Source organism: Naasia sp. SYSU D00057, assembly GCF_017916505.1.
Taxonomy (GTDB): domain Bacteria; phylum Actinomycetota; class Actinomycetes; order Actinomycetales; family Microbacteriaceae; genus Naasia.
This window is the reverse complement of sequence record NZ_JAFMSZ010000001.1, coordinates 1,093,412-1,115,513: the sequence shown is the minus strand read 5'-3', so window position 1 is coordinate 1,115,513 and position 22,102 is coordinate 1,093,412. Positions and strand designations below refer to the sequence as shown.

At 72.7% G+C, this 22,102-nt stretch carries 27 protein-coding genes, 2 tRNA genes and 1 riboswitch; of the genes, 13 read left to right on the top strand and 16 right to left on the bottom strand.

Translation table 11 applies throughout. The features are described 5' to 3' along the window. Nucleotide 1: 1 nt before the first annotated feature. A complete protein-coding gene (glgX, locus tag J3P36_RS05325) occupies nt 2-2,209 on the bottom strand; it encodes a glycogen debranching protein GlgX (RefSeq protein ID WP_210506176.1) in 2,208 nt (735 codons plus the stop codon). A gap of 121 nt (nt 2,210-2,330) precedes the next feature. On the opposite strand from glgX, the gene J3P36_RS05320 reads away from it, so the two are divergent. Further along, on the top strand, nt 2,331-2,657 hold the full coding sequence (locus J3P36_RS05320) for a hypothetical protein (RefSeq protein WP_210506175.1): 327 nt from the start codon (nt 2,331-2,333) through the stop codon (nt 2,655-2,657). Between the two features lie 70 nt (nt 2,658-2,727). On the opposite strand, the gene J3P36_RS05315 is transcribed toward J3P36_RS05320, so the two are convergent. Further along, entirely contained in the window at nt 2,728-3,654 is a 927-nt protein-coding gene (locus tag J3P36_RS05315) for an LLM class F420-dependent oxidoreductase (RefSeq protein ID WP_210506174.1), read from the bottom strand. Between the two features lie 128 nt (nt 3,655-3,782). Here J3P36_RS05315 and J3P36_RS05310 point away from each other — a divergent pair, with 128 nt between their 5' ends. The 6 genes from J3P36_RS05310 to J3P36_RS05285 all read left to right on the top strand — a co-directional run bounded on the left by J3P36_RS05310 (nt 3,783) and on the right by J3P36_RS05285 (nt 9,451). Beyond that, complete coding sequence (locus J3P36_RS05310) at nt 3,783-5,171, top strand: sensor domain-containing protein (RefSeq protein ID WP_210506173.1); 1,389 nt, start codon at nt 3,783-3,785, stop codon at nt 5,169-5,171. 40 nt (nt 5,172-5,211) lie between these two features. Beyond that, nucleotides 5,212-5,859, top strand: coding sequence for a response regulator transcription factor (locus J3P36_RS05305; protein WP_307806955.1), 648 nt, complete (start codon nt 5,212-5,214; stop codon nt 5,857-5,859). Nucleotides 5,860-5,902: 43 nt separating this feature from the next. Continuing rightward, nucleotides 5,903-6,013, top strand: a riboswitch (TPP riboswitch). Between the two features lie 32 nt (nt 6,014-6,045). Next, nucleotides 6,046-6,672: an ECF transporter S component gene (locus J3P36_RS05300; RefSeq protein ID WP_210506645.1), complete on the top strand. Its 627-nt coding sequence runs from the start codon at nt 6,046-6,048 to the stop codon at nt 6,670-6,672. A gap of 1 nt (nt 6,673) precedes the next feature. Beyond that, on the top strand, nt 6,674-8,146 hold the full coding sequence (locus J3P36_RS05295) for an ATP-binding cassette domain-containing protein (protein ID WP_307806954.1): 1,473 nt from the start codon (nt 6,674-6,676) through the stop codon (nt 8,144-8,146). Further along, nucleotides 8,143-8,922 carry an energy-coupling factor transporter transmembrane protein EcfT gene (locus J3P36_RS05290; RefSeq protein ID WP_210506172.1) on the top strand — a complete coding sequence of 260 codons (780 nt, stop codon included), beginning with the start codon at nt 8,143-8,145 and terminating at the stop codon, nt 8,920-8,922. The genes J3P36_RS05295 and J3P36_RS05290 overlap by 4 nt, the downstream gene beginning before the upstream one ends. Next, nucleotides 8,909-9,451, top strand: coding sequence for an ATP-binding protein (locus J3P36_RS05285; protein ID WP_246854147.1), 543 nt, complete (start codon nt 8,909-8,911; stop codon nt 9,449-9,451). The genes J3P36_RS05290 and J3P36_RS05285 overlap by 14 nt, the downstream gene beginning before the upstream one ends. On the opposite strand, the gene J3P36_RS05280 is transcribed toward J3P36_RS05285, so the two are convergent. Beyond that, nucleotides 9,435-10,670, bottom strand: coding sequence for a hypothetical protein (locus J3P36_RS05280; RefSeq protein WP_210506171.1), 1,236 nt, complete (start codon nt 10,668-10,670; stop codon nt 9,435-9,437). The genes J3P36_RS05285 and J3P36_RS05280 overlap by 17 nt on opposite strands. 59 nt (nt 10,671-10,729) lie before the next feature. Here J3P36_RS05280 and J3P36_RS05275 point away from each other — a divergent pair, with 59 nt between their 5' ends. Beyond that, nucleotides 10,730-11,011, top strand: a complete 282-nt coding sequence (locus tag J3P36_RS05275) for a hypothetical protein (protein WP_210506170.1) — start codon at nt 10,730-10,732, stop codon at nt 11,009-11,011. A 229-nt stretch (nt 11,012-11,240) separates the two neighbouring features. Here the strand turns inward: J3P36_RS05275 and J3P36_RS05270 are convergent, their stop codons facing one another. After that, nucleotides 11,241-11,594, bottom strand: a complete 354-nt coding sequence (locus tag J3P36_RS05270; RefSeq protein ID WP_210506169.1) for a metallopeptidase family protein — start codon at nt 11,592-11,594, stop codon at nt 11,241-11,243. A 71-nt stretch (nt 11,595-11,665) separates the two neighbouring features. Here J3P36_RS05270 and J3P36_RS16735 point away from each other — a divergent pair, with 71 nt between their 5' ends. Beyond that, nucleotides 11,666-12,898 (top strand): MFS transporter, encoded by a 1,233-nt coding sequence (locus J3P36_RS16735; protein WP_210506168.1) that lies wholly within the window; start codon nt 11,666-11,668, stop codon nt 12,896-12,898. Nucleotides 12,899-12,982: 84 nt separating this feature from the next. Here the strand turns inward: J3P36_RS16735 and J3P36_RS05260 are convergent. Next, nucleotides 12,983-13,058: transfer RNA gene (locus J3P36_RS05260), tRNA-His, on the bottom strand. A gap of 61 nt (nt 13,059-13,119) precedes the next feature. Then, the gene (orn, locus tag J3P36_RS05255; protein WP_210506167.1) at nt 13,120-13,740 is read right to left on the bottom strand and encodes an oligoribonuclease; all 621 of its coding nucleotides are present in this window, start codon (nt 13,738-13,740) and stop codon (nt 13,120-13,122) included. A 52-nt stretch (nt 13,741-13,792) separates the two neighbouring features. On the opposite strand from orn, the gene J3P36_RS05250 reads away from it, so the two are divergent. Next, the gene (locus J3P36_RS05250; protein WP_210506166.1) at nt 13,793-14,008 is read left to right on the top strand and encodes an SCO4848 family membrane protein; all 216 of its coding nucleotides are present in this window, start codon (nt 13,793-13,795) and stop codon (nt 14,006-14,008) included. Nucleotides 14,009-14,102: 94 nt separating this feature from the next. Here the strand turns inward: J3P36_RS05250 and J3P36_RS05245 are convergent, their stop codons facing one another. The 5 genes from J3P36_RS05245 to J3P36_RS05225 form a co-directional block, all read right to left on the bottom strand. Then, nucleotides 14,103-14,726 carry a hypothetical protein gene (locus tag J3P36_RS05245; protein ID WP_210506165.1) on the bottom strand — a complete coding sequence of 208 codons (624 nt, stop codon included), beginning with the start codon at nt 14,724-14,726 and terminating at the stop codon, nt 14,103-14,105. A gap of 118 nt (nt 14,727-14,844) precedes the next feature. Continuing rightward, nucleotides 14,845-15,621, bottom strand: coding sequence for a glycerophosphodiester phosphodiesterase family protein (locus J3P36_RS05240; protein WP_210506164.1), 777 nt, complete (start codon nt 15,619-15,621; stop codon nt 14,845-14,847). 134 nt (nt 15,622-15,755) lie between these two features. After that, nucleotides 15,756-16,010: a hypothetical protein gene (locus J3P36_RS05235; protein WP_210506163.1), complete on the bottom strand. Its 255-nt coding sequence runs from the start codon at nt 16,008-16,010 to the stop codon at nt 15,756-15,758. Nucleotides 16,011-16,112: 102 nt separating this feature from the next. After that, nucleotides 16,113-16,352 carry a hypothetical protein gene (locus tag J3P36_RS05230; protein WP_210506162.1) on the bottom strand — a complete coding sequence of 80 codons (240 nt, stop codon included), beginning with the start codon at nt 16,350-16,352 and terminating at the stop codon, nt 16,113-16,115. Nucleotides 16,353-16,616: 264 nt separating this feature from the next. Then, nucleotides 16,617-16,689 (bottom strand) — tRNA-Arg (locus J3P36_RS05225). Between the two features lie 187 nt (nt 16,690-16,876). On the opposite strand from J3P36_RS05225, the gene J3P36_RS05220 reads away from it, so the two are divergent. After that, nucleotides 16,877-17,227, top strand: a complete 351-nt coding sequence (locus tag J3P36_RS05220) for a hypothetical protein (protein ID WP_210506161.1) — start codon at nt 16,877-16,879, stop codon at nt 17,225-17,227. Nucleotides 17,228-17,278: 51 nt separating this feature from the next. On the opposite strand, the gene J3P36_RS05215 is transcribed toward J3P36_RS05220, so the two are convergent. The 5 genes from J3P36_RS05215 to J3P36_RS05195 all read right to left on the bottom strand — a co-directional run bounded on the left by J3P36_RS05215 (nt 17,279) and on the right by J3P36_RS05195 (nt 20,871). After that, on the bottom strand, nt 17,279-17,713 hold the full coding sequence (locus J3P36_RS05215; protein WP_307806953.1) for a MarR family transcriptional regulator: 435 nt from the start codon (nt 17,711-17,713) through the stop codon (nt 17,279-17,281). Nucleotides 17,714-17,782: 69 nt separating this feature from the next. Continuing rightward, on the bottom strand, nt 17,783-18,589 hold the full coding sequence (locus tag J3P36_RS05210) for a hypothetical protein (RefSeq protein WP_210506159.1): 807 nt from the start codon (nt 18,587-18,589) through the stop codon (nt 17,783-17,785). A 25-nt stretch (nt 18,590-18,614) separates the two neighbouring features. Continuing rightward, entirely contained in the window at nt 18,615-18,845 is a 231-nt protein-coding gene (locus tag J3P36_RS05205; RefSeq protein WP_210506158.1) for a hypothetical protein, read from the bottom strand. A 58-nt stretch (nt 18,846-18,903) separates the two neighbouring features. Next, nucleotides 18,904-19,854, bottom strand: coding sequence for a DMT family transporter (locus J3P36_RS16730; protein WP_210506157.1), 951 nt, complete (start codon nt 19,852-19,854; stop codon nt 18,904-18,906). Next, complete coding sequence (locus tag J3P36_RS05195) at nt 19,855-20,871, bottom strand: aldo/keto reductase (RefSeq protein ID WP_210506156.1); 1,017 nt, start codon at nt 20,869-20,871, stop codon at nt 19,855-19,857. Nucleotides 20,872-20,952: 81 nt separating this feature from the next. On the opposite strand from J3P36_RS05195, the gene msrA reads away from it, so the two are divergent. After that, nucleotides 20,953-21,480 carry a peptide-methionine (S)-S-oxide reductase MsrA gene (msrA, locus tag J3P36_RS05190; protein ID WP_210506155.1) on the top strand — a complete coding sequence of 176 codons (528 nt, stop codon included), beginning with the start codon at nt 20,953-20,955 and terminating at the stop codon, nt 21,478-21,480. Nucleotides 21,481-21,626: 146 nt separating this feature from the next. Then, on the top strand, nt 21,627-22,091 hold the full coding sequence (locus J3P36_RS05185; protein ID WP_210506154.1) for a single-stranded DNA-binding protein: 465 nt from the start codon (nt 21,627-21,629) through the stop codon (nt 22,089-22,091). Nucleotides 22,092-22,102 lie beyond the last annotated feature (11 nt).

Below are 22,102 nucleotides of genomic sequence, written 5' to 3'. Positions count from 1 at the left end.
GTCAGCCCACCTTGGGCGCGACGGCCGCGGCCGGGTCGGCCTGAGTGCCGGTCAGGACCGCGATGGAGGCGGCCACCGAGTGGTCGGGCTCGACCTCGGGCGCCGAGTGGGCGCGCAGGACGATGAGCGACTTCGCCTCGACCGGGAGCGTCGAGCCGGCCTCCCGGGCCGGGGTGTCGGCGAGCTCGCCGGCGCTGTCCACCACCACGTCCCAGCTGCGCTCGATGTCCTTGCTCGGCAGGGTGAACTCGACCGTCTCGTCGGACGCGTTGAAGTAGACGAGGAAGTCCACGTCGGTGATCTGCGCGCCCCGCGGGTCGCGCTGGCGGATGCCGGTGCCGTTGAGGAAGACGCCGAGGCTCCGGGAGCTGCTCTCATCCCAGTCCTGCTGGGACATCTCCTTGCCGTCCGTGTTGAGCCACATGATGTCCGGCGCGGGCGAGCCCTCCTCCCGCTCCACCGGACGGCCGTTGAAGAACCGGCTGCGGCGGAAGACCGGGTGCTCCTTGCGGAGCCGCACCACGGCCGAGGTGAACTCGATGAGCGGCAGGTCGGCGCGGTCCCAGTGCACCCAGCTGATCTCGCTGTCCTGCGCGTAGGTGTTGTTGTTGCCGTTCTGGGTGCGGCCGAGCTCGTCGCCGTGCAGGATCATCGGAACGCCCTGCGAGAGCAGCAGCGTCGCGAGGAAGTTGCGCTGCTGCTTGGCGCGGGTCCGGAGGACACTGGGGTCGTCGGTCGGGCCCTCCACGCCGCAGTTCCAGGAGCGGTTGTGCGACTCCCCGTCGTTGTTGTCCTCGCCGTTCGCCTCGTTGTGCTTCTCGTTGTACGAGACGAGGTCGTTGAGGGTGAACCCGTCGTGGGCGGTCACGAAGTTGATGGACGCGACGGGGCGGCGGCCGTCGTTCTCGTAGAGGTCGGCGGAGCCGGTGATCCGGGCGGCGAACTCGCCGACCGTGGACGGCTCGCCGCGCCAGAAGTCGCGGACGGTGTCGCGGTACTTGCCGTTCCACTCGGTCCACTGGGGCGGGAAGTTGCCGACCTGGTAGCCGCCGGGGCCGACGTCCCAGGGCTCGGCGATGAGCTTCACCTGCGAGACCACCGGGTCCTGCTGCACGAGCTCGAAGAAGGTGGAGAGCCGGTCGACGTCGTAGAACTCGCGGGCGAGGGTCGCGGCGAGGTCGAAGCGGAAGCCGTCGACACGCATCTCGGTCACCCAGTAGCGGAGGCTGTCCATGATCAGCTGCAGCGAGTGCGGGTGCCGGACGTTGAGCGAGTTCCCCGTGCCCGTGTAGTCCATGTAGTACTGCTGGTCGTCCTCGACGAGCCGGTAGTACGCCGCGTTGTCGATGCCCTTGAAGCTGAGGGTGGGGCCGAGGTGGTTGCCCTCCGCGGTGTGGTTGTAGACGACGTCGAGGATGACCTCGATGCCCGCCGCGTGCAGCGAGCGGACCATCGACTTGAACTCCTGCACCTGCTGGCCGAGGTCGCCGGTGGCGGAGTACTCGTTGTGCGGGGCGAAGAAGCCGATCGTGTTGTAGCCCCAGTAGTTGCGCAGGCCCTTGTCGAGCAGGGTCGAGTCCTGCACGAACTGGTGCACCGGCATCAGCTCGATCGCCGTGATGCCGAGCTTCTGCAGGTGCTCGATGACGGCGGGATGCGCGACGCCGGCGTAGGTGCCCCGCTGGTCCTCCGGGATGTCCGGGTGCAGCTGGGTGAGGCCCTTCACGTGGGCCTCGTAGATCACCGTCTCCGAGTACGGCGTCTTCGGGTGGCGGTCACCCGCCCAGTCGAAGAACGGGTTCACGACGACGCTCAGCATGACGTGCCCGGCGGAGTCGTCGTTGTTCACCGACTCGGGGTCGCCGAAGTTGTAGGAGAACAGCGACTGGTCCCAGTCGAACGAGCCCGCCGTCGCCTTCGCGTACGGGTCGAGGAGCACCTTGTTCGGGTTGAAGCGCTTGCCGGCGCCCGGGTCGTACTCGCCGTGCACCCGGTAGCCGTACTTCTGGCCCGGCTGGACCTGGGGAAGGTAGGCGTGCCACACGTACGCGTCCACGTCGAGGAGCTCGACACGGGTCTCCGTGCCCTCGTCGTCGTAGAGGCACAGCTCGATCCGCTCAGCCCCCTCGCTGAAGATCGCGAAGTTCGTTCCGCTGCCGTCGAACGTCGCGCCGAGGGGGTAGGGGCTTCCGGGCCATGCTTCAACCATCGATCTCCTCCAGTCAGGGATTTGCCTCGACCAAACTAGCGACCCTCGCGAAACGGGCCGGGGCCGTTGACTGCCTGCAGGGGGATGCCATAGGGCTCCGGACGCGAGTAGCCTCTGCCGCATGCCTCAGCTCGTGGTCCGCCTCGCGGAGATGCTCACCACCTTCGGCGCGAAGGCCGCCTACGGCGACCCGATCGAGGTGGACGGCAAGCGCATCGTGCCCGTCGCCCTCCTCTGGTACGGCTTCGGCGGGGGCAGCGACGAGGGCGAGGATGCCGCGGCGGGCGGTGGCGGCGGGGGAGCGACGATCCCGGTCGGCGCCTACGTGACGACCGGCACGACGGTCCGCTTCGAGCCGAACCTCGTCGCCGTGCTCGCGGTGGCGATCCCGCTCACCTGGGTCGCCGGCAAGGCGCTCGCCCGCGTCGTGCGTGCCCTGAAGAAGTAGCGCGCCTGCCGCGGGGCGTGCGGACAGCCGCCACCCCGCAGACCGTCGTGATCCGTCCGCGCGACCCGCGTCAGCGGAAGGGGGCGACGACCTCGGACGCGAGGAGCTCCAGGTGCTCCTCGTCCTCGAGGTCGATCAGCTGCAGGTAGACGCGGCTCGCGCCCAGGTCGCGGAGGCGGCCGATCCGGTCGGTGACCTCCGCCACGGTGCCGCCCAGGTTGGAGCGGCGCAGCTGCTCCGGGTCGGCGCCGATCCGCTCGGCGCGCATCAGGAACTCCGCCTCGGTCCGGCCCACCACCGTGGTGTGGGCGGTGGAGAGCCGCAGGTCCCCGTCGGGCCGGCCTGCCGCCTCGGCGGCGTCCCGCACCCGCCCGAACGCCGCGGCGATGTTCTCGTCCCGGGCGAAGGCGGCGTTGTACTCCGTGGCGTAGCGGGCGGCGAGCTCGGGCGTGCGCTTGGGGCCCATCCCGCCGATGATCACCGGCACCCGCTGCTGGGCGGGCTTCGGCAGGGCGGGGGAGTCGGTCAGCGTGTAGTGCGTGCCCGCGAAGTCGAAGCGCTCGCCGAGGGGCGTGCCCCACAGCCCGGTGAGCACGGCGAGCTGCTCCTCGAGCAGCCCGAAGCGCTTCTCCGGGAACGGGATGCCGTACGCCGCGTGCTCCTCCGCGTACCAGCCGGCGCCGAGCCCGAGCTCGATGCGCCCGCCCGACATCCGGTCGACCTGCGCGACCTGGATCGCGAGCACGCCGGGGTGCCGGAAGGTCACCGACGACACGAGGGTGCCGAGCCGCACTCGGGACGTCTCGCGGGCGAGGGCCGCCAGCGTCGTCCACGCGTCGGTCGGGCCGGGCAGCCCATCGACGGACGATCCCGTGCGCAGGTAGTGGTCGCTGCGGAACCAGCCGTCGAAGCCGAGCCGCTCCGCCGCCTGCGCGTTCGCGAGGAGGGTCTCGTACTCGTAGCCCTGCTGGGGTTCGGTGAAGACGCAGAATTCCACCCGACCAGCCTAGGAGGGCGGGGGATATCCCCCCTCCGATCCGGGGTCGGGCCGGATGTCCGCGGATCGCGCCGCTCGGGAGGCTGGAGTCCTTCCCGAACGGAAGAATGACCCCGAAGGACTCCACCATGACCACCACCAGCACCGCCGCCCCCGTCGCCGCCGGCACCGAGCGGCGCGAGCGCAGCACCTACGGCCGGCTCTGGGCGGGCGTGCCCCGCGAGCTCGGCTTCCTGCTCCCCACCCTGCCGATCGTCGTCGTCGCGCTCACCGTCTCCTCGACCCTCTTCTCCGCGGGCACCGGCCTCCTCTTCGTCCTGATCGGCATCCCGCTCGTGCTCCTGTCGCTGTTCGTCTCGCGCGGCTTCGGCATGCTCGAGGTCGTGCGGCTCGAGGCCGCCGGGCGTCCGCGCATCCCGCGGCCGCGCTGGACGCCGTTCACCACCCGCTCGATGGGTGACTTCCTCCGGCCCTTCACGGACGGCCACTACTGGCTCGCGCTGCTGCACACGATGGTCATCAACCCGGTCATCGGCATCGTGAGCTGGGTAATCTCCTTCACCTGGCTCACCACCGGCCTCGGCGGCGTGACCTACTGGTTCTGGCAGCGCTGGCTGCCCGAGCCCGAGCGCGGCTGGAACCTGCTCGACGTGGTCGTCGGCTGGTTCAGCCCGGGTGCCGTCACCGGCGTGAGCCAGCGGGTGGGCGACTCGGTCGTCTACCTGATCGTCGGGGTGATCCTCCTGGTCACGCTGCCCTTCATCACCCGCGGGCTCGTGCTCCTGCACTGGTGGATCGCCCGCGGGATGCTCGCCGCCTTCCCCAGTGACGCGCTGCGCGAGCGGGTCAGCGACCTCTCCTCGTCCCGCACCGCGGCCGTCGCGGCAGAGGGCACGGCGCTGCGCCGGCTCGAGCGCGACATCCACGACGGGCCGCAGCAGCGCCTGGTCCGGCTCCAGATGGACCTCGCCGCCGCGGATCGGCAGCTCGAGCGCGACCCGGCCGCCGCCCGCGAGCTGATCGCCGGAGCGCTGCAGCAGTCGCGGGACGCGCTCGACGAGCTGCGCGCCATCTCGCGAGGGTTCGCCCCGCCGATCCTGCTCGACCGCGGTCTGGTGCCCGCTCTCGAGTCCCTCGCGGTGCGCAGCACGATCCCGGCGCGCGTCGTGTCGGAGCTGCCGGAGGAGACCGCCCTGCCCGCCGAGCTGGAGCGCAACGCGTACTTCGTGGCCGCCGAATCGCTGACGAATGCCGCGAAGCACAGCGGCGCGACGGCCGTGGAGGTGCGGGTGGCCCTGCGCCGGGTGCCGGACGGCGATGCCACCTGGCTCGAAGTGGTCGTGACGGACGACGGGCGGGGCGGCGCCGCGGCGCTGCCGGGCCACGGCATCGCCGGACTGGAGGAGCGCGTGCACGGCCTCGGCGGCACCCTCTCGGTCGACAGCCCCGCGGGCGGACCGACCGTCGTGACGGCCACCCTGCCGGTGATGACGGACCTGCCGCCGTCCGTTCGCTGACGCGTCTCGCAGGCGCTCACCCGCCCCTAGGCTGGGGCGGGTGAGCGCGCTGCGGGTGGTGGTCGCCGACGACTCGGTCCTCCTGCGCGAGGGCCTCGTCCGCGTTCTCGTCGAGGCCGGCCACAAGGTCGTGGGGGCCTACGGCGACGCGGACGCACTGCTCGAGGCCGCTCCGGCGCTCGCCCCGGACCTCGCCGTCCTCGACGTGCGGATGCCGCCGACGTTCCGGGACGAGGGCGTGCGCGCGGCGATCGCCCTCCGCGGCAGGCTGCCCCGCACCGGCATCCTGCTGCTCTCGCAGTACGTCGAGGTGGCGTACGCCCAGGAGCTGCTCGGCTCCGGCCGCGGCGGCGTCGGCTACCTGCTGAAGGATCGCGTCGCGTCGCTCGCCGACCTCGAGGACGCGATCGGGCGCATCGCCGCCGGCGGCACGGTGCTCGACCCGGAGGTCGTCGCTCAGCTGATCGGCCGCCGGAACGACCCGCTCGCGACCCTCACGCCGCGCGAGCGTGAGGTGCTGCAGCTGATGGCGGAGGGGCGGACGAACGCCGCCATCGCGGAGGCCCTGTTCATCGGGGTGGGCGCGGTCGAGAAGAACGTGACGTCGATCTTCGGCAAGCTCGGCCTCGAGGACTCCGGCGGCGACCACCGCCGGGTGCTGGCGGTCCTCGCGTGGCTCCAGCGCTGACCTCGGGGGCTGCGCAGCCTTTGCGCCGGCGCGCGCACTAGAATCGAGCCGACACGGGAGTCCGGTGAGCCGGGCTGAGAGGAAGCTTCTCCAAGCTTCGACCGTCGAACCTGATCTGGATCATGCCAGCGCAGGGAGGCATCTCAAGGAATCCCGTGCCCTCTTTTCCTCTACGAAAGGGCACGAATCGTGACCAGCACCACCACTTCTCCGGCCCCGCTTCGCGGGCAGTCCCGCTTCCGCTGGCGGGTCGTCGACATCGTCGTGGCCGCCGTCCTCGGCGTCGCGGCGGGCTTCGTCTTCCTCGCCTGGAACCTCGGCTACCAGCTGCCGGGCTCGGTCCTCGAGGCCGCGCTGCCCGGCCTGCAGGGGCTCGTCAACGGTGTCTGGCTGTTCGCCGGAGTGCTCGGCGGGCTCATCATCCGGAAGCCGGGCGCCGCGATCTTCACCGAGCTCGTCGCGGCGGTCGTCTCCGCCCTGGCCGGCAACCAGTGGGGCAGCTTCCTCACCTTCGAGGCGGGCATCGTGCAGGGCCTCGGGGCCGAGCTCGTGCTCCTCGCCTTCCTCTACCGCCGCTGGAGCCTGCCCGTCGCGGTGCTCGCGGGCGCCGGCGCCGGCCTCTTCGGCGCGGTCAACGACCTGATCCTCTGGTACCCCGGGTCGGGAGCGGCGTTCGCGACGATCTACCTCGCGAGCTCGGTCGTCTCCGGCGCCGTTCTCGCCGGCGGGCTGTCCTGGATCCTCGCCCGCGCTCTCGCCAGGACCGGCGCGCTCAGCCGCTTCGCGGCGGGGCGCGAGTCCGTCCGGGTCTGACGTGGACGACGGGGTGCGGCCCGCGCACCTGACCGCGCGGGGCTGGGGGTGGCGGCACGCCGCCCGCCGCGACTTCGCCGTGCGCGGAGTCGACCTCGACATCCCGGCGGGTCAGCGTGTCCTGCTCCTCGGACCGTCCGGCGCGGGCAAGTCGACGATGCTGCAGGGCATGGCCGGCCTCCTCGGCGGTGTGGACGAGGGCGAGGAGGAAGGCGTCCTCCTCCTCGACGGCGTCCCGTCCGCCTCGGCTCGCGGGCGCGCCGGCCTCGTCCTGCAGGACCCCGAGGCGGGCGTTCTCCTCGCCCGCGTCGGCGACGACGTCGCGTTCGGCTGCGAGAACCTGGGGCTGCCACGCGACCGGATCTGGCCGCGGGTGTCCGAGGCGCTCGGCGCTGTCGGGCTCGATGTGCCGCTGCGCGCGTCCACGTCCAGGCTCTCCGGCGGCCAGAAGCAGCGGCTCGCGCTCGCCGGCGTCCTCGCGATGCGGCCGGGCGTCATCCTGCTCGACGAGCCGACCGCGAACCTCGACCCGGACGGCGTCGGCGAGGTGCGCGACGCCGTCGAGCGGCTCGTCGACGCGACGGGGGCGACCCTCGTCGTGGTCGAGCACCGCACCGAGGTGTGGGCCGACCTCGTCGACCGCGTCGTCGTGCTCGATCCCAGCGGCGGGATCGCCGCCGACGGCAGCCCCGCCGACGTCTTCCGGCGGGAGGGCGACCGGCTCGCCGCCGGGGGAGTGTGGGTGCCGGGTCACACCCCGCACCTCCCGCCCCTGCAGGTCGCGCCGGGCGCAGCGCTGCTGCGCACGGACTCGCTCGTGGTGGGACGCGGACGACAGGCCCTCGCGGCCGTCGAGCTGCCGGCCGTCGTCCGCTCCGGCGGGGCGCTCGCCGTGACCGGCCCGAACGGCGCCGGCAAGACGACGCTCGCGCTGACCCTCGCCGGGCTCCTCCCGCCGAGGTCGGGCCGGGTCGTCGCCGAGGCTCGGCTCGCCGCCGGCGCGGCCGACGATCCCGCACGGTGGACCTCACGCGAGCTGCTCTCCCGGATCGGGACCGTGTTCCAGAATCCCGAGCACCAGTTCCTCGCGGCGCAGGTCGCCGACGAGCTCGCCGTCGGGCCCCGGGCGCTCGGCCTGCCGGAGACCCAGGTCGCCGCGCGGGTCGAGGAGCTCCTCGAGCGGCTCTCCCTCGCGCGCCTCGCCGCGGCCAACCCGTTCACGCTCTCGGGCGGCGAGAAGCGCCGCCTGTCGGTCGGCACGGCGCTCGCCAGCCGGCCGGGCGTCCTGGTGCTCGACGAGCCGACCTTCGGTCAGGACCTCGTCACCTGGACCGAGCTCGTGCTGCTGCTCCGCGAGCTGCTCGCGGAGGGCGCCGCTCTCGTCACGGTCACGCACGACGGCGCCGTCCTCGACGCGCTCGCCGCGGAGCGGCTCGTCCTCGGCGCGGCCGCACCGGTGGGGGAGCCGGCATGACCGCCGTCGACGCCCCGCCCGTGGCTCTCGCCCGCACGAACCCGGTCGCGAAGCTGGCGGCATCCGGCGTGCTCGCCGTCGCCCTCGTGCTCTCGCTCGACTGGGTGTCGGCGTCCGTCGCGCTCGCGCTCGAGCTGCTGGCCCTGCCGTTCGCCGGTGTGCCCTGGCGGCGCCTCTGGCGGCGGACGGCGGTCGTCTGGCTCGCCGCGCCGCTCACCGGCCTGACGATCCTGCTCTACGGCCAGGAGAGCGGCACCGTCCACGTCGACTGGCTGCTCGTCCGGATCTCCGACGGATCGATCGAGCTCGCGATCGCGACCGTGCTGCGGGTGCTCGCGATCGGCCTGCCCGCCGTCGTGCTGTTCCTCACGGTGGACCCCACCGAGCTGGCCGACGGTCTCGCCCAGCTCGTGCGGCTGCCCGCCCGGTTCGTCCTCGGCGCCCTCGCCGCACTGCGCCTGCTCGCGGTGTTCGGCGACGACTGGCGCGCGCTCGAACTCGCCCGGCGCGCCCGGGGCGTCGCCGACCGCGGACGCGTCCGCCGCTTCGCCGGGCAGGCCTTCGCTCTGCTCGTGCTCGCCATCCGCCGGGGCAGCACGCTCGCGACCGCGATGGAGGCACGCGGATTCGGAGCTCCCGGGCGGCGCACCTGGGCGCGGCCCTCCCGCCTCGGCGGCCGCGACGCCGCGCTGATCGGCGGCGCCGTGCTCATCGCGGCGGCAGCGGTGATCGCCTCGGTCGCCACCGGGCACTGGAACTTCATTGCCGGACGCTGAGTCCGCCGTCGACCTGACGCCCCTCGTCGAGCGGATCGCGGCGAGCGGGCAGCCGCCCGTGGTGCTGCTCGACGGCGGCTCGGGCTCCGGCAAGAGCACTCTGGCCGCCGCGCTCGCGGGGCTGCTCTCGGCGCAGCTGGTGCACCTCGACGACATCTATCCCGGCTGGGACGGGCTCGAGGAGGCGAGCCGTGCCGTCGTCGACGACGTCCTCGGCGCCGGCCGCTGGCGCCGGTGGGATTGGGCGGCCGCGGCGCCGGCCGAGGTGCACTCCCTCGACCGCGACCGCCCGCTGATCGTCGAGGGATCCGGTGCGCTCAGCCGCCGCAGCCGCGACCGCGCGACCTTCGGGATCTGGGTCGAGCTCGCCGAGGCGGAGCGGAAGCGCCGCGCCCTCGCCCGCGACGGGGCGACGTACGCGCCGCACTGGGACCGCTGGGCGGCGCAGGAGCGCGCGTTCCGCCGCCGGGAGCGTCCCGACCTGCTCGCGGACGTCGTGCTCGACGGCCGGGCTACGACCTTCCGCTGACCCACTCGACGAACCGGGGCACGACGACGCCGGGGGAGAGCAGGCGCCACAGCGGGCCCGGGTCGGCGACCGCCGACTCGAGGACGACAGGACTCGTGACCTCGCCCTCCGTCGTCGTCACGGCCACCGTGCCGACGCGGGCGCCGGCAGGCGCCGTGGTCACCGGCCGCGTCTCCGCGGCGACGTCCGAGCTGCGGCCGCCCCAGCCGAGCGCGGTCACCTCGTCGCGCACCACGGCTTCGGCGGACGAGCCCCACTCGGTCTCGTAGCGGGCCACCGGCGTTCCGGCGGCGAGCAGGGGATGCCGGGTGAGTGACGCGGGGACGGACGCGAGGAACGCATCCATGTCGGCGGCGAGGTCGTCGTAGCTCGGTTCCCCGAGGAATGCCCCGTACACGGGGACGGTGTCGTCGCCGACCTCCACCGGGACGGAGAAGAGGAGGCAGACTCCCGCCTCATCCGTGTAGCTGCGGGAGAGGGCCGTGATGCCGTCCTCGGGACGGTAGGCGATCTCGTTCTCGAACGTCAGGCCGCGCGTCGTCGTGGACCGCTCGAGTCCGGCGACCTCCGCCAGGAACGGGTCGGCGAAGGCGAGCGCGGCGAGCCGGGCGAGATCCGCGCCGGACCCGACGCTCTCCGGCGAGAGCCCCGTGGTGTCCGCGACGCTGACCGAGTCGAGGCCGCGCTCGGCCAACCACGCCTGCGCCGCGCTGCGGTATCCGTCGAGCGAGCCGTACGCCCAGCGCGCGAGCATCTCGGCGTGGTTGTTGCTCGACGAGAGGAGCATGGCGTGCAGCGCCTCCCGCTCCGTCCACGTGTCACCCGCGACCACCCGGACGGCGCGGACGCCCTGCGCCGTGTAGCGCTGGTAGCTCGCGAAGTCGTCCGCCGTCACGGGCACGCTCGGCCCGCTGCGCCCCGCCTCGAGCGGGTGCTTGTCGAGGACGAGCAGCGCCGTCACGATCTTGGCCGCCGCGGCGATCGGCACCGCCTCGGTCGAGCCGACCGGCTCCTCCTCCGCGGCGAGCGTGACGGCCGCGGAGCCCGCCGCCGGGAGCACCGGTGGCGGCCCCTCGCCGGGCGCGGTCTGCGCGCCCAGGTCGACCACGCGGGCGGCGGGCAGCGGGGCGAGCAGCGCCATCGGCGCGTAGACGGCGGCGGCCACGAGGAGGATCGCGGCGACCGCCCAGAGCACCCGATTCCGCTCCCGCTGTGGCATCGCGCCAGGCTAGGGCAACCCCCTCAGAGGGTCGGATCGGCGCGCGGTAACGTGGAGGCATGAGCGATGCGCAGCCGTCCGTCCCGTCCAGCAAGGAGTACGTCGCCGAGTTCATCGACGGTCCGTTCGAGGGCCGCGTCGAGCACCGGATCCTCATCGACGGCAAGCACGACGACGAGATCAGCGAGATGGCGACCTTCGGCGGCCAGGACCGCCTCTTCTGGTACACGGCCGAGGACAGCCGCGAGGTGCAGGGTGTGCCGCACGTCCGCTACCGCTGGGACGAGCGCGACAGCGACGAGACCCAGGGCAACAAGGAAGTCGACTCCTACCGCTTCTAACCCGACCGGCGATTGGAGCCGGCCGGAGGCCGGCGTCAGTCCCGGTGATTGAGGAGCCGGCCGGAGGCCGGCGTCTCGAAATCACGCGACCCTCTCTTCGAACTCAGCCACCTCGGCTCCGGTCCGAAGGCACGGTCGGGTGATTTCGAGACGCGGGCCTGCGGCCGCTCCTCAATCACCGGGGATGGGATACCCGCTTTGCGGGCTCCTCGATCAACGGGGCGGATGCCTACGCCCACCCGAGCTCGTGGAGGCGGTCGTCGTCGATGCCGTAGTAGTGCGCGATCTCGTGCACGAGGGTCACGTGGATCTCGTCCCGCAGCTCCTCCTCGTCCTCGCAGATGGCGAGCAGGGCCTCACGGAAGAGGATGATGCGGTCCGGCATCTCGCCGAAGCCGTAGCGGTCCCGTTCGGTGAGGGCCACGCCGTCGTAGGTGCCCAGCACATCGAGGGTCCCGTCCTCGGGGCGGTCCTCGACGACGAACACCACGTTCTCGAGCCCCTCGACCATGTCGTCGGGCAGCTCGTCGAGCTCGTCCACGACGAGCCTCTCGAACTCGTCGGCCGGCATCTCGAGCGGCATGGATCCTTCCCGGCCCGCGCGGGGGCGGCGGACCCCGTCCAGGCTACGCGGCCCGGCTAGGCTCCCGACGCGTGAGCCAGTCCGTCGCCGCCGAGCGCGCGTCCCTCGTCCGCTGGCGCAACGCGGTGTTCGTCGTGTTCGCGGTGGCCGGCTTCTCGCTCGCGTCCTGGCTCGCCCGCGTCCCCGCGATCCGTGAGAGCCTCGGCATCACGACAGGGCAGACGGGGTTCCTCATCCTCGGCTGCTCGGCGGGGGCGATCCTGGGTCTGCTGCTCGCGAGCCCCGTCCTGCATCTGGTCGGCTCCCGCCGGGCGGTCGCCGGCTCCCAGTCGTTCGCTGCGGTCGGAATCGTCCTGATCGGAGTCGGCAGCGAGGTCTTCGGCAGCTACGCCATCACCTTCGCCGGGCTGGCGATCTTCGGCATCGGGTCGGGCCTCTCCGATGTCGCGATGAACGTGGAGGGTGCCGCCGCCGAGCGGAGGAGCGGGAAGAGCATGCTTCCCCTGTTCCACGCGTTCTTCAGCCTCGGCTCGGTGGCCGGGGCGGGCGCCGGGGCGCTCGTCGCGCAGGCGAGGGTGCCGATGTCGGTGCAGCTCACCGCCGTCGGTGTGCTGCTCGTCGTCGCGGTGCTCGTGGCGGTGCCGGCGCTCCTCGCCGACCGGCTCGAAGCGGAGCGGCGAGCGGGGGAGGGGGGCGAGCGGCTCCGATTCGCCGAGCGGATGGCGGTCTGGGTCGAGCCGCGCACCCTCCTGCTCGGGGTGGTCGCGCTCGGCATGGCGTTCGCCGAGGGCGGCGCCAACGACTGGCTCGCGCTCGCCATGGTGGACGAGCGGGGCGCCTCCCACGCGTCGGGCGCCCTGCTGCTGGCGGTGTTCACGGCGTCGATGACGGCCGGACGGCTGCTCGGCGGCCGGGTGCTCGACCGGTACGGCCGGGTGCCCGTGCTGCGGGTGTCCGCTGCGATGGCCGTCGCGGGGCTGCTGCTCGTCATCTTCGTCGACCAGACGGCGGTCACCGTCGTCGGCGTCGTGCTCTGGGGGCTCGGCTGCGCCCTCGGCTTCCCGGTGAGCATCTCGGCGGCGACGGACGACCCGGCGAAGGCGGCCGCCCGGGTGAGCGTCGTGTCGACGGTCGGCTACCTCGCCTTCCTCGCCGGTCCGCCGCTCATCGGCGTGCTCGGCGACGCGGTCGGGCTGCTGCGCGCACTGCTCATCGTCGGTGCGCTGATCGCCCTCGCCGGGGTCCTGGCGTTCGCGGCCCGGGAGACGCGGCAGCCGGAGCGGATCCCCGCCGGCGCGGAGTGACGCCTATTCGGCAACCGGGACGACATCCGGCAACGGTGTCCGTTGCCGGATGTCGTTTCGCGGGGTTCCCGCATTCGGAGTTATTGGGGTGGACGACGGGGCTTGAACCCGCGACTTCCGGCACCACAAGCCAGCGCTCTACCAACTGAGCTACGCCCACCATGTCCCGTCCGCAGACGGGGCGGAATCCGTGTGGTCTCCCACGCGGACAATCGATTCTATTACAGACGCGAGGCGAACTCCTCCACCACCGCCGCCGACACCGCCTGGACCTGCTCGGTGGTGGGGCCGGGGGCGGGCACGAAGGCGGCCTTCCGGTAGTACTCGAGCTCGCGGATCGACTCCAGGATGTCCGCGAGCGCACGGTGTCCGCCCGCCTTCTGCGGAGCGTTGAAGTAGATGCGCGGGAACCAGCGGCGGGCGAGCTCCTTGATGGAGGAGACGTCGACGCTGCGGTAGTGCAGCCAGCCGTCCACCCGCGGCATGTACTTGCTGAGGAACGAGCGGTCGGTGCCGATCGTGTTGCCGGCCAGGGGAGCGGTGCCCGAGTTGGGCACGAAGCGCTGGATGTACTCGAGCACCTTGAACTCGGCGTCGGCGAGGCTTACGCCGTGCGGGATCTCGTCGAGGAGGCCGGAGTCGGTGTGCATGGCCGTCACTACGTCGCCCATGTTGTCGAGGGCGGACTGGTCGGGCTTGATGACGATCGAGAGCCCGGGGTCCACCGGCTGCAGGTCGTAGTCGGTGATCACGACCGCGACCTCCACGAGCTCGTCGACGGAGAGGTCGAGCCCGGTCATCTCGCAGTCGATCCAGACCAGTCGTTCGGAGCCGTTCGCCACCAGGCGAGTCTAGCCAGCCGGGCCGGAGGGGCCCGCCGCCTAGACTGGGCGCGTGACGACGACCCTCGCCGTGCTGCTGCTCGTCAGCGGGGTCTGGAACTTCGTCGTCTGGCCCGCGTTCTTCCGCCGGGTGATGCGTGACCCGCGCTCCCGCGACGCGTCCGGTCGCCCGACCCGGTTCCTGATCGTGCACACCGTGCTGATCGGCATCTCGCTGCTGATCGGCGCGCTCTCGATCGTCTTCGGCCTGGTCGGCCTGTTCTCCTGACCTCCGCTCCTGGCCCGGATCGGCCGCTCGCTGCGCTGGGATCGTCCTCGCCGCGGTGTTGTCGCTGCCGCAGGTCGACGGTTCTCCCGCCGAGCTAGAGGTGCAGCGTCATCGCCAGGGTGATCCCCGGCGTGAGCACGGCGATCGCAATGGTCACGAGTCCGGCGGTGGTGAGCAGCGGGTGCCGCTCCCACGGCTCGAGGTTGCCGCGGTATGGGGACTGCCGCAGCTCGGACCAGGTCACGGGCGCGTCGAGGATCCGGACCGGCACGTCGAAGTAGTTCGCCGCGGCCTTGAGGTCCCGGGGATCCCACAGCTGGCCGCGCATCCGCAGCAGTGTGCGACCACGGCGGTCGAGTAGGAAGAGCTGATGCGTCACCTCGTCGAGCAGCGTGCGCCCCACCGGCACGACAAGGGCCTGATGGACGCGGCGGCGCGGGGTGAAGACCGTGGAGCGCAGGTAGGCCCGCTCGTGGATGCCGTCGGCGTCGAGGACCACGCCCGAGCCGCGCAGCCGCCCGGCGACGAGAGCGAACACGGCCGTCGCTCCGGCGAACCCGGCGAGCACCGCGAGCAACCGGCCGCTGTCCGCTGCCACCAGACCGAGGGCGCCGAAGATCGGGACGGACGTTGCGAGGAACGACTTCCAGCCCTCGCGCCAGAGGTCGCGCATCGGCTGAATGCGGAGCGCCGCGGCGTCCGTCGTCGTGGTGCTCACAGGCGGCGAGTCTGGAGGGAGGACGGGCTCAGCGCGAGACGGCGCGCCGAGCGGGCTCCGGGAAGCGCGGGGCGGCCGAGGTCGAGAGGCCGGCGGCAGGGGCGGGGGCAGTCCGGGCTCACCGGCCGTCGAGGGCGGCGCGCAGCTCGGCCGGGCGATCGGTGATGATGTCCCGCACGCCGAGTTCGAGGCAGAAGTGGAGGTCCTCGGCGGTGTTCACGGTCCACACGCGCACGTGCGAGCCGCGGGCGATCCAGGAGCGGACCCGGTCGGGGCGCCGCCGCACCTCGTCGACGCCGGGTCCCGCGCCGACGGTTCCCGCCTCCAGGAGGGCGAGCGCCTTGGGCGTCTCCTCCTCGAGGAGCAGCACGAGGAGCGATGCGGGAACGTGCGCGAGGAGAGCGGTGATGACGGGGACGCTGAACGCCATGAGCGACACCTGGACGGCGCCGACGCGTCCGGTGGCCGGGTCCCAGCCGGCCGCGGCGAGGATCTCCAGCACGGCCTCGACGAGCCGCCGCTCGGATCCTCGGGCCGGCTTCAGCTCGATGGCGAGCAGCATCGGGCGCCCGGCGCTCTCGACGAGCGCGAGCAGCGCGGGGAGGGTGACGAGCTGCTCGGCCGCGTCGCCGTGGGCGGCCGGGATCACGGCCCCGCGCAGAAGGTCGAGCCGGCCGAGCTCGGCGAGGCTGTACTTGTCCACCCGCCCCTTGGCGCCCGTGGTGCGCGTGACGGTGGCGTCGTGCCAGCACACCACGGCGCCGTCGCCGGTGAGCCGCACGTCGCACTCGATCCCGTCGGCCCCGTCGTCGATCGCCTGACGGTACGCCGCGCGGGTGTGCTCGGGGTACCGGGCGCTCGATCCGCGATGCGCGAAGAACCGGACGTCCGTCATGCCGCTGCTCCTCCTGACGTTCTGGCTTGAAGTCTTCCTCACCCGCGTGGGTGCGCCGCGCCCTCACAGGGGCGCCGAGCGCCGGCGCAGCGGCCCCGGGTCGGCGAGTCGCATCCGATGGACGCGCGACGGCGTCAGTCGGCGTGCAGGGCGCGGCGGTCGGAGAGCTCGTGCAGCAGAGTCTCCCGGTCGTCGCCGGCGGACTCCGCGAGCGCCTGGAGGGAGGTCGACGCGATGTCGGCGACGTCGACCGCGAAGTCGGCGGGAGGGTGGGTGTCCACCGCCTCCTGGGCGATCTCCTGGGCCAGCTCGGACTCGGGCCCGCGGGCGATCACCGCCGCCACCAGGCGCACGGCGTCGTCGCGGAGGGAGTCGGGGGAGTCGCTCATCGGGTGTGCCCTTTCACGCTCCGCCCATAGTGGCGCGACCGGCCCGCCGCTCGCAACGGGAGGCGCGCTCCTCAGAGCAAGGCCGCCGACAGCGGCCCTGCGCTACTGGTCGCCGCCGGGCGCGAGGTCGCCGGGGTGCAGGCGGTCGCCCGGGGCGGGCGTGCGGAACGGGGGCTCCTCCCGCTCGTCGAGGTCGACGTCGGTCTCCTCGTCCCACTCCCCGGGCAGGACGTCCGGCTCTTCGGGAGCGGCGGGGAGAGGCCCGCCCGCTCCGGGCTCGGCGGCCGGGATGGCGTCCTCGTCGGACGAGGAGTGGGGAAGGATCGGCTCGGCCATCGACATGCGCCCACCCTCCCTCCGCCACATGACAACCGGGTGAACGAGGATCGGGTTCCGCCCAAGACTCCGTCGCTCCCACACCGCCTTCACGCGCCGGGGGAGGACACGGCTGAAGAGGCCGCACTGGCGCCGCAATGGTTCGCCAGAACCGAGCGGTCGGCGGGGGCGCGCTCCGAGGCGAGTTTTGCGCGCCATGCTTGGCGCGCAACTGTCTGAGAAGCGGAGTGCGCCCCCGCCGACCGCGAACGATCGGAGTGAAAACACGAGCGCCCCGAGCAGGACTCGAACCTGCAACCTACGGATTAGAAGGCCGTTGCTCTATCCATTGAGCTATCGGGGCGGGCCGCAGAAGTCTACTGGCGGCCGCCCGGGTCCGGCTGGTGGCCCGCCACTGTGGATGCCGCGCGCACGATAGCCGACCCCGGTGAGGAGCGGAACGTGTCCCGCCGCTCGAGTTCGCGACCTAGTGTGAGGAGGCGGCTGGAAGCGGCCGCATGCTGAGCCTTCGGGCGCGATCCGGAGGACTCTTGAAGCTGATCACCTATGGCCCGCGATCCTTCCTGGTCGCGGCCGACCTCGCCGACGCGCTCGTCGACTACGCGGCCGCTCTCGCGGTGGCCGGCACAGGGGACGAGGTCGCGATCTCGGGGCTCGCGCCGGACGGCGACCACGTGGACGTGAGGCTGGTGCTCAACTCGGGCACGTCGCTTCTGGCGGAGTCGAGCGGATCGTCGCTCCCCGACCCGGACAACGGCGACCTGGTCGATCAGGTGCGGAAGCGGATCGAGGCTCTGCACGACCGCGGGCTGGGCGCCGCCGTCGTCGAGAGCGGCCCGCGCCGGTCGGACGAGTTCGGCGTCCTCGACGACTTCGCCTGACCGCTCGGTCCCGGCGGGGCTACTCGAGGAGGTCGCGCCTCGGCTCGCCGCTCAGGCGGCTGCCTCTGTCGCCGAGACGCGGTGGGAGACGATCGCCGCGGCCTCGTGCAGGGTCCGCTGCTCGGCGTCGCTGAGGCCGGCGAAGAAGGGGGCGGCTGCGTCGGCGAGGCGGTCGCGCCATTGCTCGAGCGCCCGCTCGCCCTTTGCGGTGGTGGCGATGAGCCAGGCGCGGGAGTCGTCGACGTCCGCGATCCGGCGGATCAGATCGTCGGCGGCGAGGTTCTGCACCAGCTTGCTCATGGTCGGCTGCGCCACCCGGCTGGCCGCGGCGAGCTCACCGAGGCGCATCGGCCCGTCGGCGGCGAGGATGGAGAGGGTCCGCCAGACGGCGGGCGACGTCTGGTCGCCGGTCGCGCGGGCGGCGATGCGCGTGAGGTGGTGCGCCGACGTGATCAGGGACGCGAGAGTGCTGCGGGGATCGTTCACGTTGGTTAATGTTAGCGCGGCCATATAGCCGGGCTATGCGAGTCCGCTGAGGGAGAACGGCGGCCGGGCTCAGTCGTCGGAGGAGGGGCGTGCTGCTCCGACCGGTGCGGCGAACTCGTCGTCGGTCGGTGGCTCCACCTCGCCGGGCCGGCTGTCCGGAGTGCGCGCGCGCAGCGGCTCCAGCGTCGGCTTCTCGCCGCCGTCCGCCTCTCGGTGCCGCACCGGCGCTGCCTGCGCGACGGGGGACGGGGCGGCTCGGGTGGGAGCGGCGGAAGACGAAGTCGGAGCGGAAGCCGCTTGCGCCGGGACGGCGGCGAGCGGCGGGGTCGCCGGGTCGGCCGCCGGCGGCTCCTCGGCGTCGCGGATGCGCCGCTCCTCCGCCTCCTCGGCGCGCCAGCGCGCGAGGTCCTGGTCGAAGCCCTTGCGCGCGCGACGGGGGCGGCGGTGCCACTCGACGAGGCGGTCGCGGAACGCGGCCAGCGGCTCGTCGAAGCCGAGCGAGAACGCAGCGGAGGCGCGGCGGAAGCCCTCGATCTCGTGTGCCGCCCAGTCGGCGGCGCTGCGGGCACCGTGCACAGGCAGCAGACGGAGCCGGAGGTCGGCTTCGGCGATCGCCCGCTCGAGCATGACGCGCTCGCCGGTGGAGGACGAGCTCCACCCCGACGCCTGGCGCGCCGCGTCGACGAGCAGGCCGAGCACGGCGGACTTCGCCTCCCGGTCCTGGCGGGCCAGCAGTCGCCGGATCGCGCCGCGCGCGATGAGGGCGGCCACGATGCCTGCGACGACGATCGCCACGAAGGGCAGCACCCCGCCGAGCAGCACCAGGCGCCCGTCGTCCGTGCTCAGCCAGGCGAGAAGGTCGTTCCACCACTGCATGCTCCGGACTATAGGCCGGGCCCGGTCAGCCGAAGCGGAGGCAGTCCACCGCGTCGTCGAACGACCAGAACTCGCCGACGGGCAGGAAGGCGCGGCCGCTCGAGGCGAGGCGCTTCGCGAGGAAGCGGCCGCCGTCGAGGTTCTCGACGTAGCCGAGCACCGCGCCGGCCGGGCGGGTGATGCGCCAGAGGCCGTTGTTGAGCTGGACGAAGGCGACGCCGGGGCGGCGGGCCGCGACGGGAAGGGTGGTGCTCATGATGCGCTCCTCCTGGTCCGGCAGCCGGCCCTGCCTGTCCTGAACTGGTGAGGAGAGACTACGAGCGGCCTCCGACACCACCCTCGGGCACGAGGGCGAGGTCCGCGTCGATGGCGGTGGCGGTACGTGGACGGGCCGACTGTGCGACGAGGATGCCGGCGAGCACGATCGCGGCGCCGATCGTCTGCGGCGCCGTGAGCGCCTCGCCGAGCCAGAGCCAGGCGACGGCGAACGCGAACACCACCTCGGCGGCGGCGAGGATCCCGGCGCGCGTGGCTCCGAGGCGGCGGATCGCCAGGTAGCTGAGCGCGTACGATGCGAACGAGCCGAGCGCGATCACCCAGAGCAGCCCGGCCCACAGCGGGATCGGGACGCCCGGCTCGAGCGGCAGGGGAGCCGCGAGAGCGGAGGGGGAGACCCGCCACCAGCCGCTCGGCACCGCCCAGAAGAGCGCCGCGAAGAGCATCGACCAGAAGGCGACCACGAGCGGCGGCGCGGCGGCGACGCCTCGCTCGCCGAGCAGGAAGTACGCCGCGAGCGCGACGGCCGCACCTGCGGCGGCGAGCACCCCGAGGGCGTCGAGCGGGGCCGCGCCCACCTGGGCGACGACCGCCATCCCGGCCACGACGAGCCCGATCGCCACCCACAGTCGGGCCCGCACGTGCTCCTGGAGGGCGAGCCACGCCACGACCGCCACGATCGGCACCGCGAAGTACTGGATGAGCAGCGTGATCCCGACCGGCAGCAGCTCGATCGCGACGGCGAACAGCCACTGGGTGGCGGCGATCCCCGCGACGCCGAGCAGCGCGCAGCCGAGCAGCGTGCGCCGCGAGACCCGCAAGCCGCCGCGATTCTGCGCGAGCACGAACCCGCCCGCGAGCAGCGCGGCGCCGAGGCAGCGGAAGAAGGTCAGCTGTGCCGGGTCGATGCCGGCCTGAATGACGAGCTTCGCGACGCTGCCGTTCGCGCCGAAGAGAAGGGCCGAGAGCAGGCCGTGGACGTAGCCCACTCAGCGCAGGGCGGTGCCGTGCACGGCGAGCGGCTCGATCTCGGCGACCTCGTCCTCCGTCAGCGGCGCCGCGGCGAGGGCCGCCAGGTTCTGCTCGAGCTGCGCAACGCTCGACGCTCCGATGAGCGCCGAGGTGATGGTGGGCTGCCGAAGCACCCAGAGCAGGGCGAGCTGTGCGAGCGTCTGCCCGCGCCGCTGCGCGATCTCGTTGAGCGCGCGCGCCCGCTGCAAGTACGTCTCGTCGATGCGGTCGGGAGAGAGGAACCGGCTCGTCGCGGCACGGGAGTCGGCGGGGATGTCGCCCGCGAGATAGCGGTCGGTGAGCAGCCCCTGAGCGAGCGGGGAGAACACGATCGCGCCGATGCCGTGCTCCTCGAGGACGGGGAAGAGCCCCTCCTCGATCTGCCGGTCGAACATCGAGTAGCGGGGCTGGTGGATGAGCAGCGGGACGCCCAGCGAGGCGAGCACCTCGGCAGCGCGAGCGGTCTGCTCGGGGCTGTAGTTGGAGACGCCGGCGTAGAGCGCCTTGCCGCTCGTCACGGCCGTCGCGAGGGCGCCCGCGGTCTCCTCGATGGGCGTCTCCGGGTCGGGCCGGTGCGAGTAGAAGATGTCGACGTAGTCGAGTCCCATGCGGCCGAGGCTCGCGTCGAGCGAGGACAGCAGGTGCTTCCGCGACCCCCACTCGCCGTAGGGGCCCTCGGACATGAAGTAGCCGGCCTTGGTCGAGATCACGAGCTCGTCCCGGTACGGGCGGAGGTCCTCGGCGAGGATCCGCCCGAAGTTCCGCTCGGCCGCACCGGCGGGCGGGCCGTAGTTGTTCGCCAGGTCGAAGTGGGTGATCCCGCGGTCGAACGCCGCCCGCAGGATGTCACGCTGAGTCTCGAGAGCACGCTCGTCCCCGAAGTTGTGCCACAGTCCGAGGGAGACGGGCGGCAGCAGCAGTCCGCTGCGCCCCGTCCGGCGGTAGTCGAGGATGGAGTATCGGTCGGACGCGGCGGTGTAGGGCTGAGCGGTCACCGGCTCAGCCTAGGGAACACGACCCGCCCCCACCGTGTTGACAGGAGTGCGGCCCTCGAGGGGCCGGAGTGAGGAGATCTGATGGAGACGTTCGTACTGGCCGGCGGCTGCTTCTGGTGTCTGGACGCCGTGTACCGCGACCTCAAGGGCGTGCAGGACGTGGTGTCGGGCTACACCGGCGGCGCGATCCCGAACCCCAGCTACGAGCTGGTGTGCACGGGGACCACGAACCACGCCGAGGCGGTGGCGGTCACCTTCGACCCCGACGTCATCCCGCGTGAGGTGATCCTCGACGTGTTCTTCACGCTGCACGACCCGCGCCAGCTCAACCGGCAGGGCAACGACGTGGGGACGCAGTACCGCTCGGCGATGTTCTACGCCGACGACGCGCAGAAGGAGCTGTTCGAGCAGGCCGCGCAGCGGGCCGGCGAGTGGTGGGACGGCACGATCGTCACCTCGATCGAGCCGCTCGGCGACTTCTACCGCGCTGAGGAGTACCACCAGGACTTCTTCGCCAAGAACCCGAACCAGGGCTACTGCCTCGCGGTCGCGGTTCCGAAGGTGAACAAGGTGCGCAAGGGCTACGCGGAGTACATCAAGGCCGCCTGACCCTCCCCAGCCGAAGGCCCGGTCCCATTCCGCACGGGACCGGGCCTTCGTGCGTCCGGGGAGCGGGGGAGTCGCGATGCTTCATGCTCGGGAGCCGGTCATCCGGCACGTGGCCGGCTCCTTCCGCACCCGAACAGGAGGATCCCGTGCACGCTCTCACCGTCACCGCCGTCGGCACGGTCGGCAACGACCCGCGCTACATCCACACCCAGGAAGGCTCCGACATCCTGTCGTTCCGCCTCGCTGTGAACGAGCGGCGGTGGGACCAGAAGCAGAACGCCTTCGTCACCGGTGCGACCAGCTGGGTGCAGGTCAAGGCGTTCAAGCAGTTGGCCGTCAACGGCAAGGACTCGATCCGCAAGGGGGAGCGGGTGACGGTGACAGGGCGCGGGGAGGTGCGCGACTGGGAGAACGAGAAGGGGCAGTCGGGAACGTCCATCGAGGTGATCGCCGACTCGCTCGGCCACGACCTGCTGTGGGGCAGCACCGCCTACACGAAGCGCAGCGGCGGGGAGGGCGGCCGGCGATCCGCGGAGGAGCAGGCCCCCGTCCAGTCCGGGGCCGCGGCGGGGGACTGGGGCGCACCCGCCCCGGAGGACACCCCCTTCTAGCGGCTTCGCCG

What these genes read in the sequence shown, in the direction of transcription:
- J3P36_RS05235 (WP_210506163.1), bottom strand. Translation starts at nt 16,010, where the DNA reads ATGAGCGACTCCCCCGACTCCCTCCGCGACGACGCCGTGCGCCTGGTG.
- J3P36_RS05205 (WP_210506158.1), bottom strand. Translation starts at nt 18,845, where the DNA reads ATGAGCACCACCCTTCCCGTCGCGGCCCGCCGCCCCGGCGTCGCCTTC.
- glgX (WP_210506176.1), bottom strand. Translation starts at nt 2,209, where the DNA reads ATGGTTGAAGCATGGCCCGGAAGCCCCTACCCCCTCGGCGCGACGTTC.
- J3P36_RS05290 (WP_210506172.1), top strand. Translation starts at nt 8,143, where the DNA reads ATGACCGCCGTCGACGCCCCGCCCGTGGCTCTCGCCCGCACGAACCCG.
- J3P36_RS05270 (WP_210506169.1), bottom strand. Translation starts at nt 11,594, where the DNA reads ATGCCGCTCGAGATGCCGGCCGACGAGTTCGAGAGGCTCGTCGTGGAC.
- J3P36_RS05230 (WP_210506162.1), bottom strand. Translation starts at nt 16,352, where the DNA reads ATGTCGATGGCCGAGCCGATCCTTCCCCACTCCTCGTCCGACGAGGAC.
- J3P36_RS05210 (WP_210506159.1), bottom strand. Translation starts at nt 18,589, where the DNA reads ATGCAGTGGTGGAACGACCTTCTCGCCTGGCTGAGCACGGACGACGGG.
- J3P36_RS05275 (WP_210506170.1), top strand. Translation starts at nt 10,730, where the DNA reads ATGAGCGATGCGCAGCCGTCCGTCCCGTCCAGCAAGGAGTACGTCGCC.
- J3P36_RS05240 (WP_210506164.1), bottom strand. Translation starts at nt 15,621, where the DNA reads ATGACGGACGTCCGGTTCTTCGCGCATCGCGGATCGAGCGCCCGGTAC.
- J3P36_RS05310 (WP_210506173.1), top strand. Translation starts at nt 3,783, where the DNA reads ATGACCACCACCAGCACCGCCGCCCCCGTCGCCGCCGGCACCGAGCGG.
- msrA (WP_210506155.1), top strand. Translation starts at nt 20,953, where the DNA reads ATGGAGACGTTCGTACTGGCCGGCGGCTGCTTCTGGTGTCTGGACGCC.
- J3P36_RS05280 (WP_210506171.1), bottom strand. Translation starts at nt 10,670, where the DNA reads ATGCCACAGCGGGAGCGGAATCGGGTGCTCTGGGCGGTCGCCGCGATC.
- J3P36_RS05320 (WP_210506175.1), top strand. Translation starts at nt 2,331, where the DNA reads ATGCCTCAGCTCGTGGTCCGCCTCGCGGAGATGCTCACCACCTTCGGC.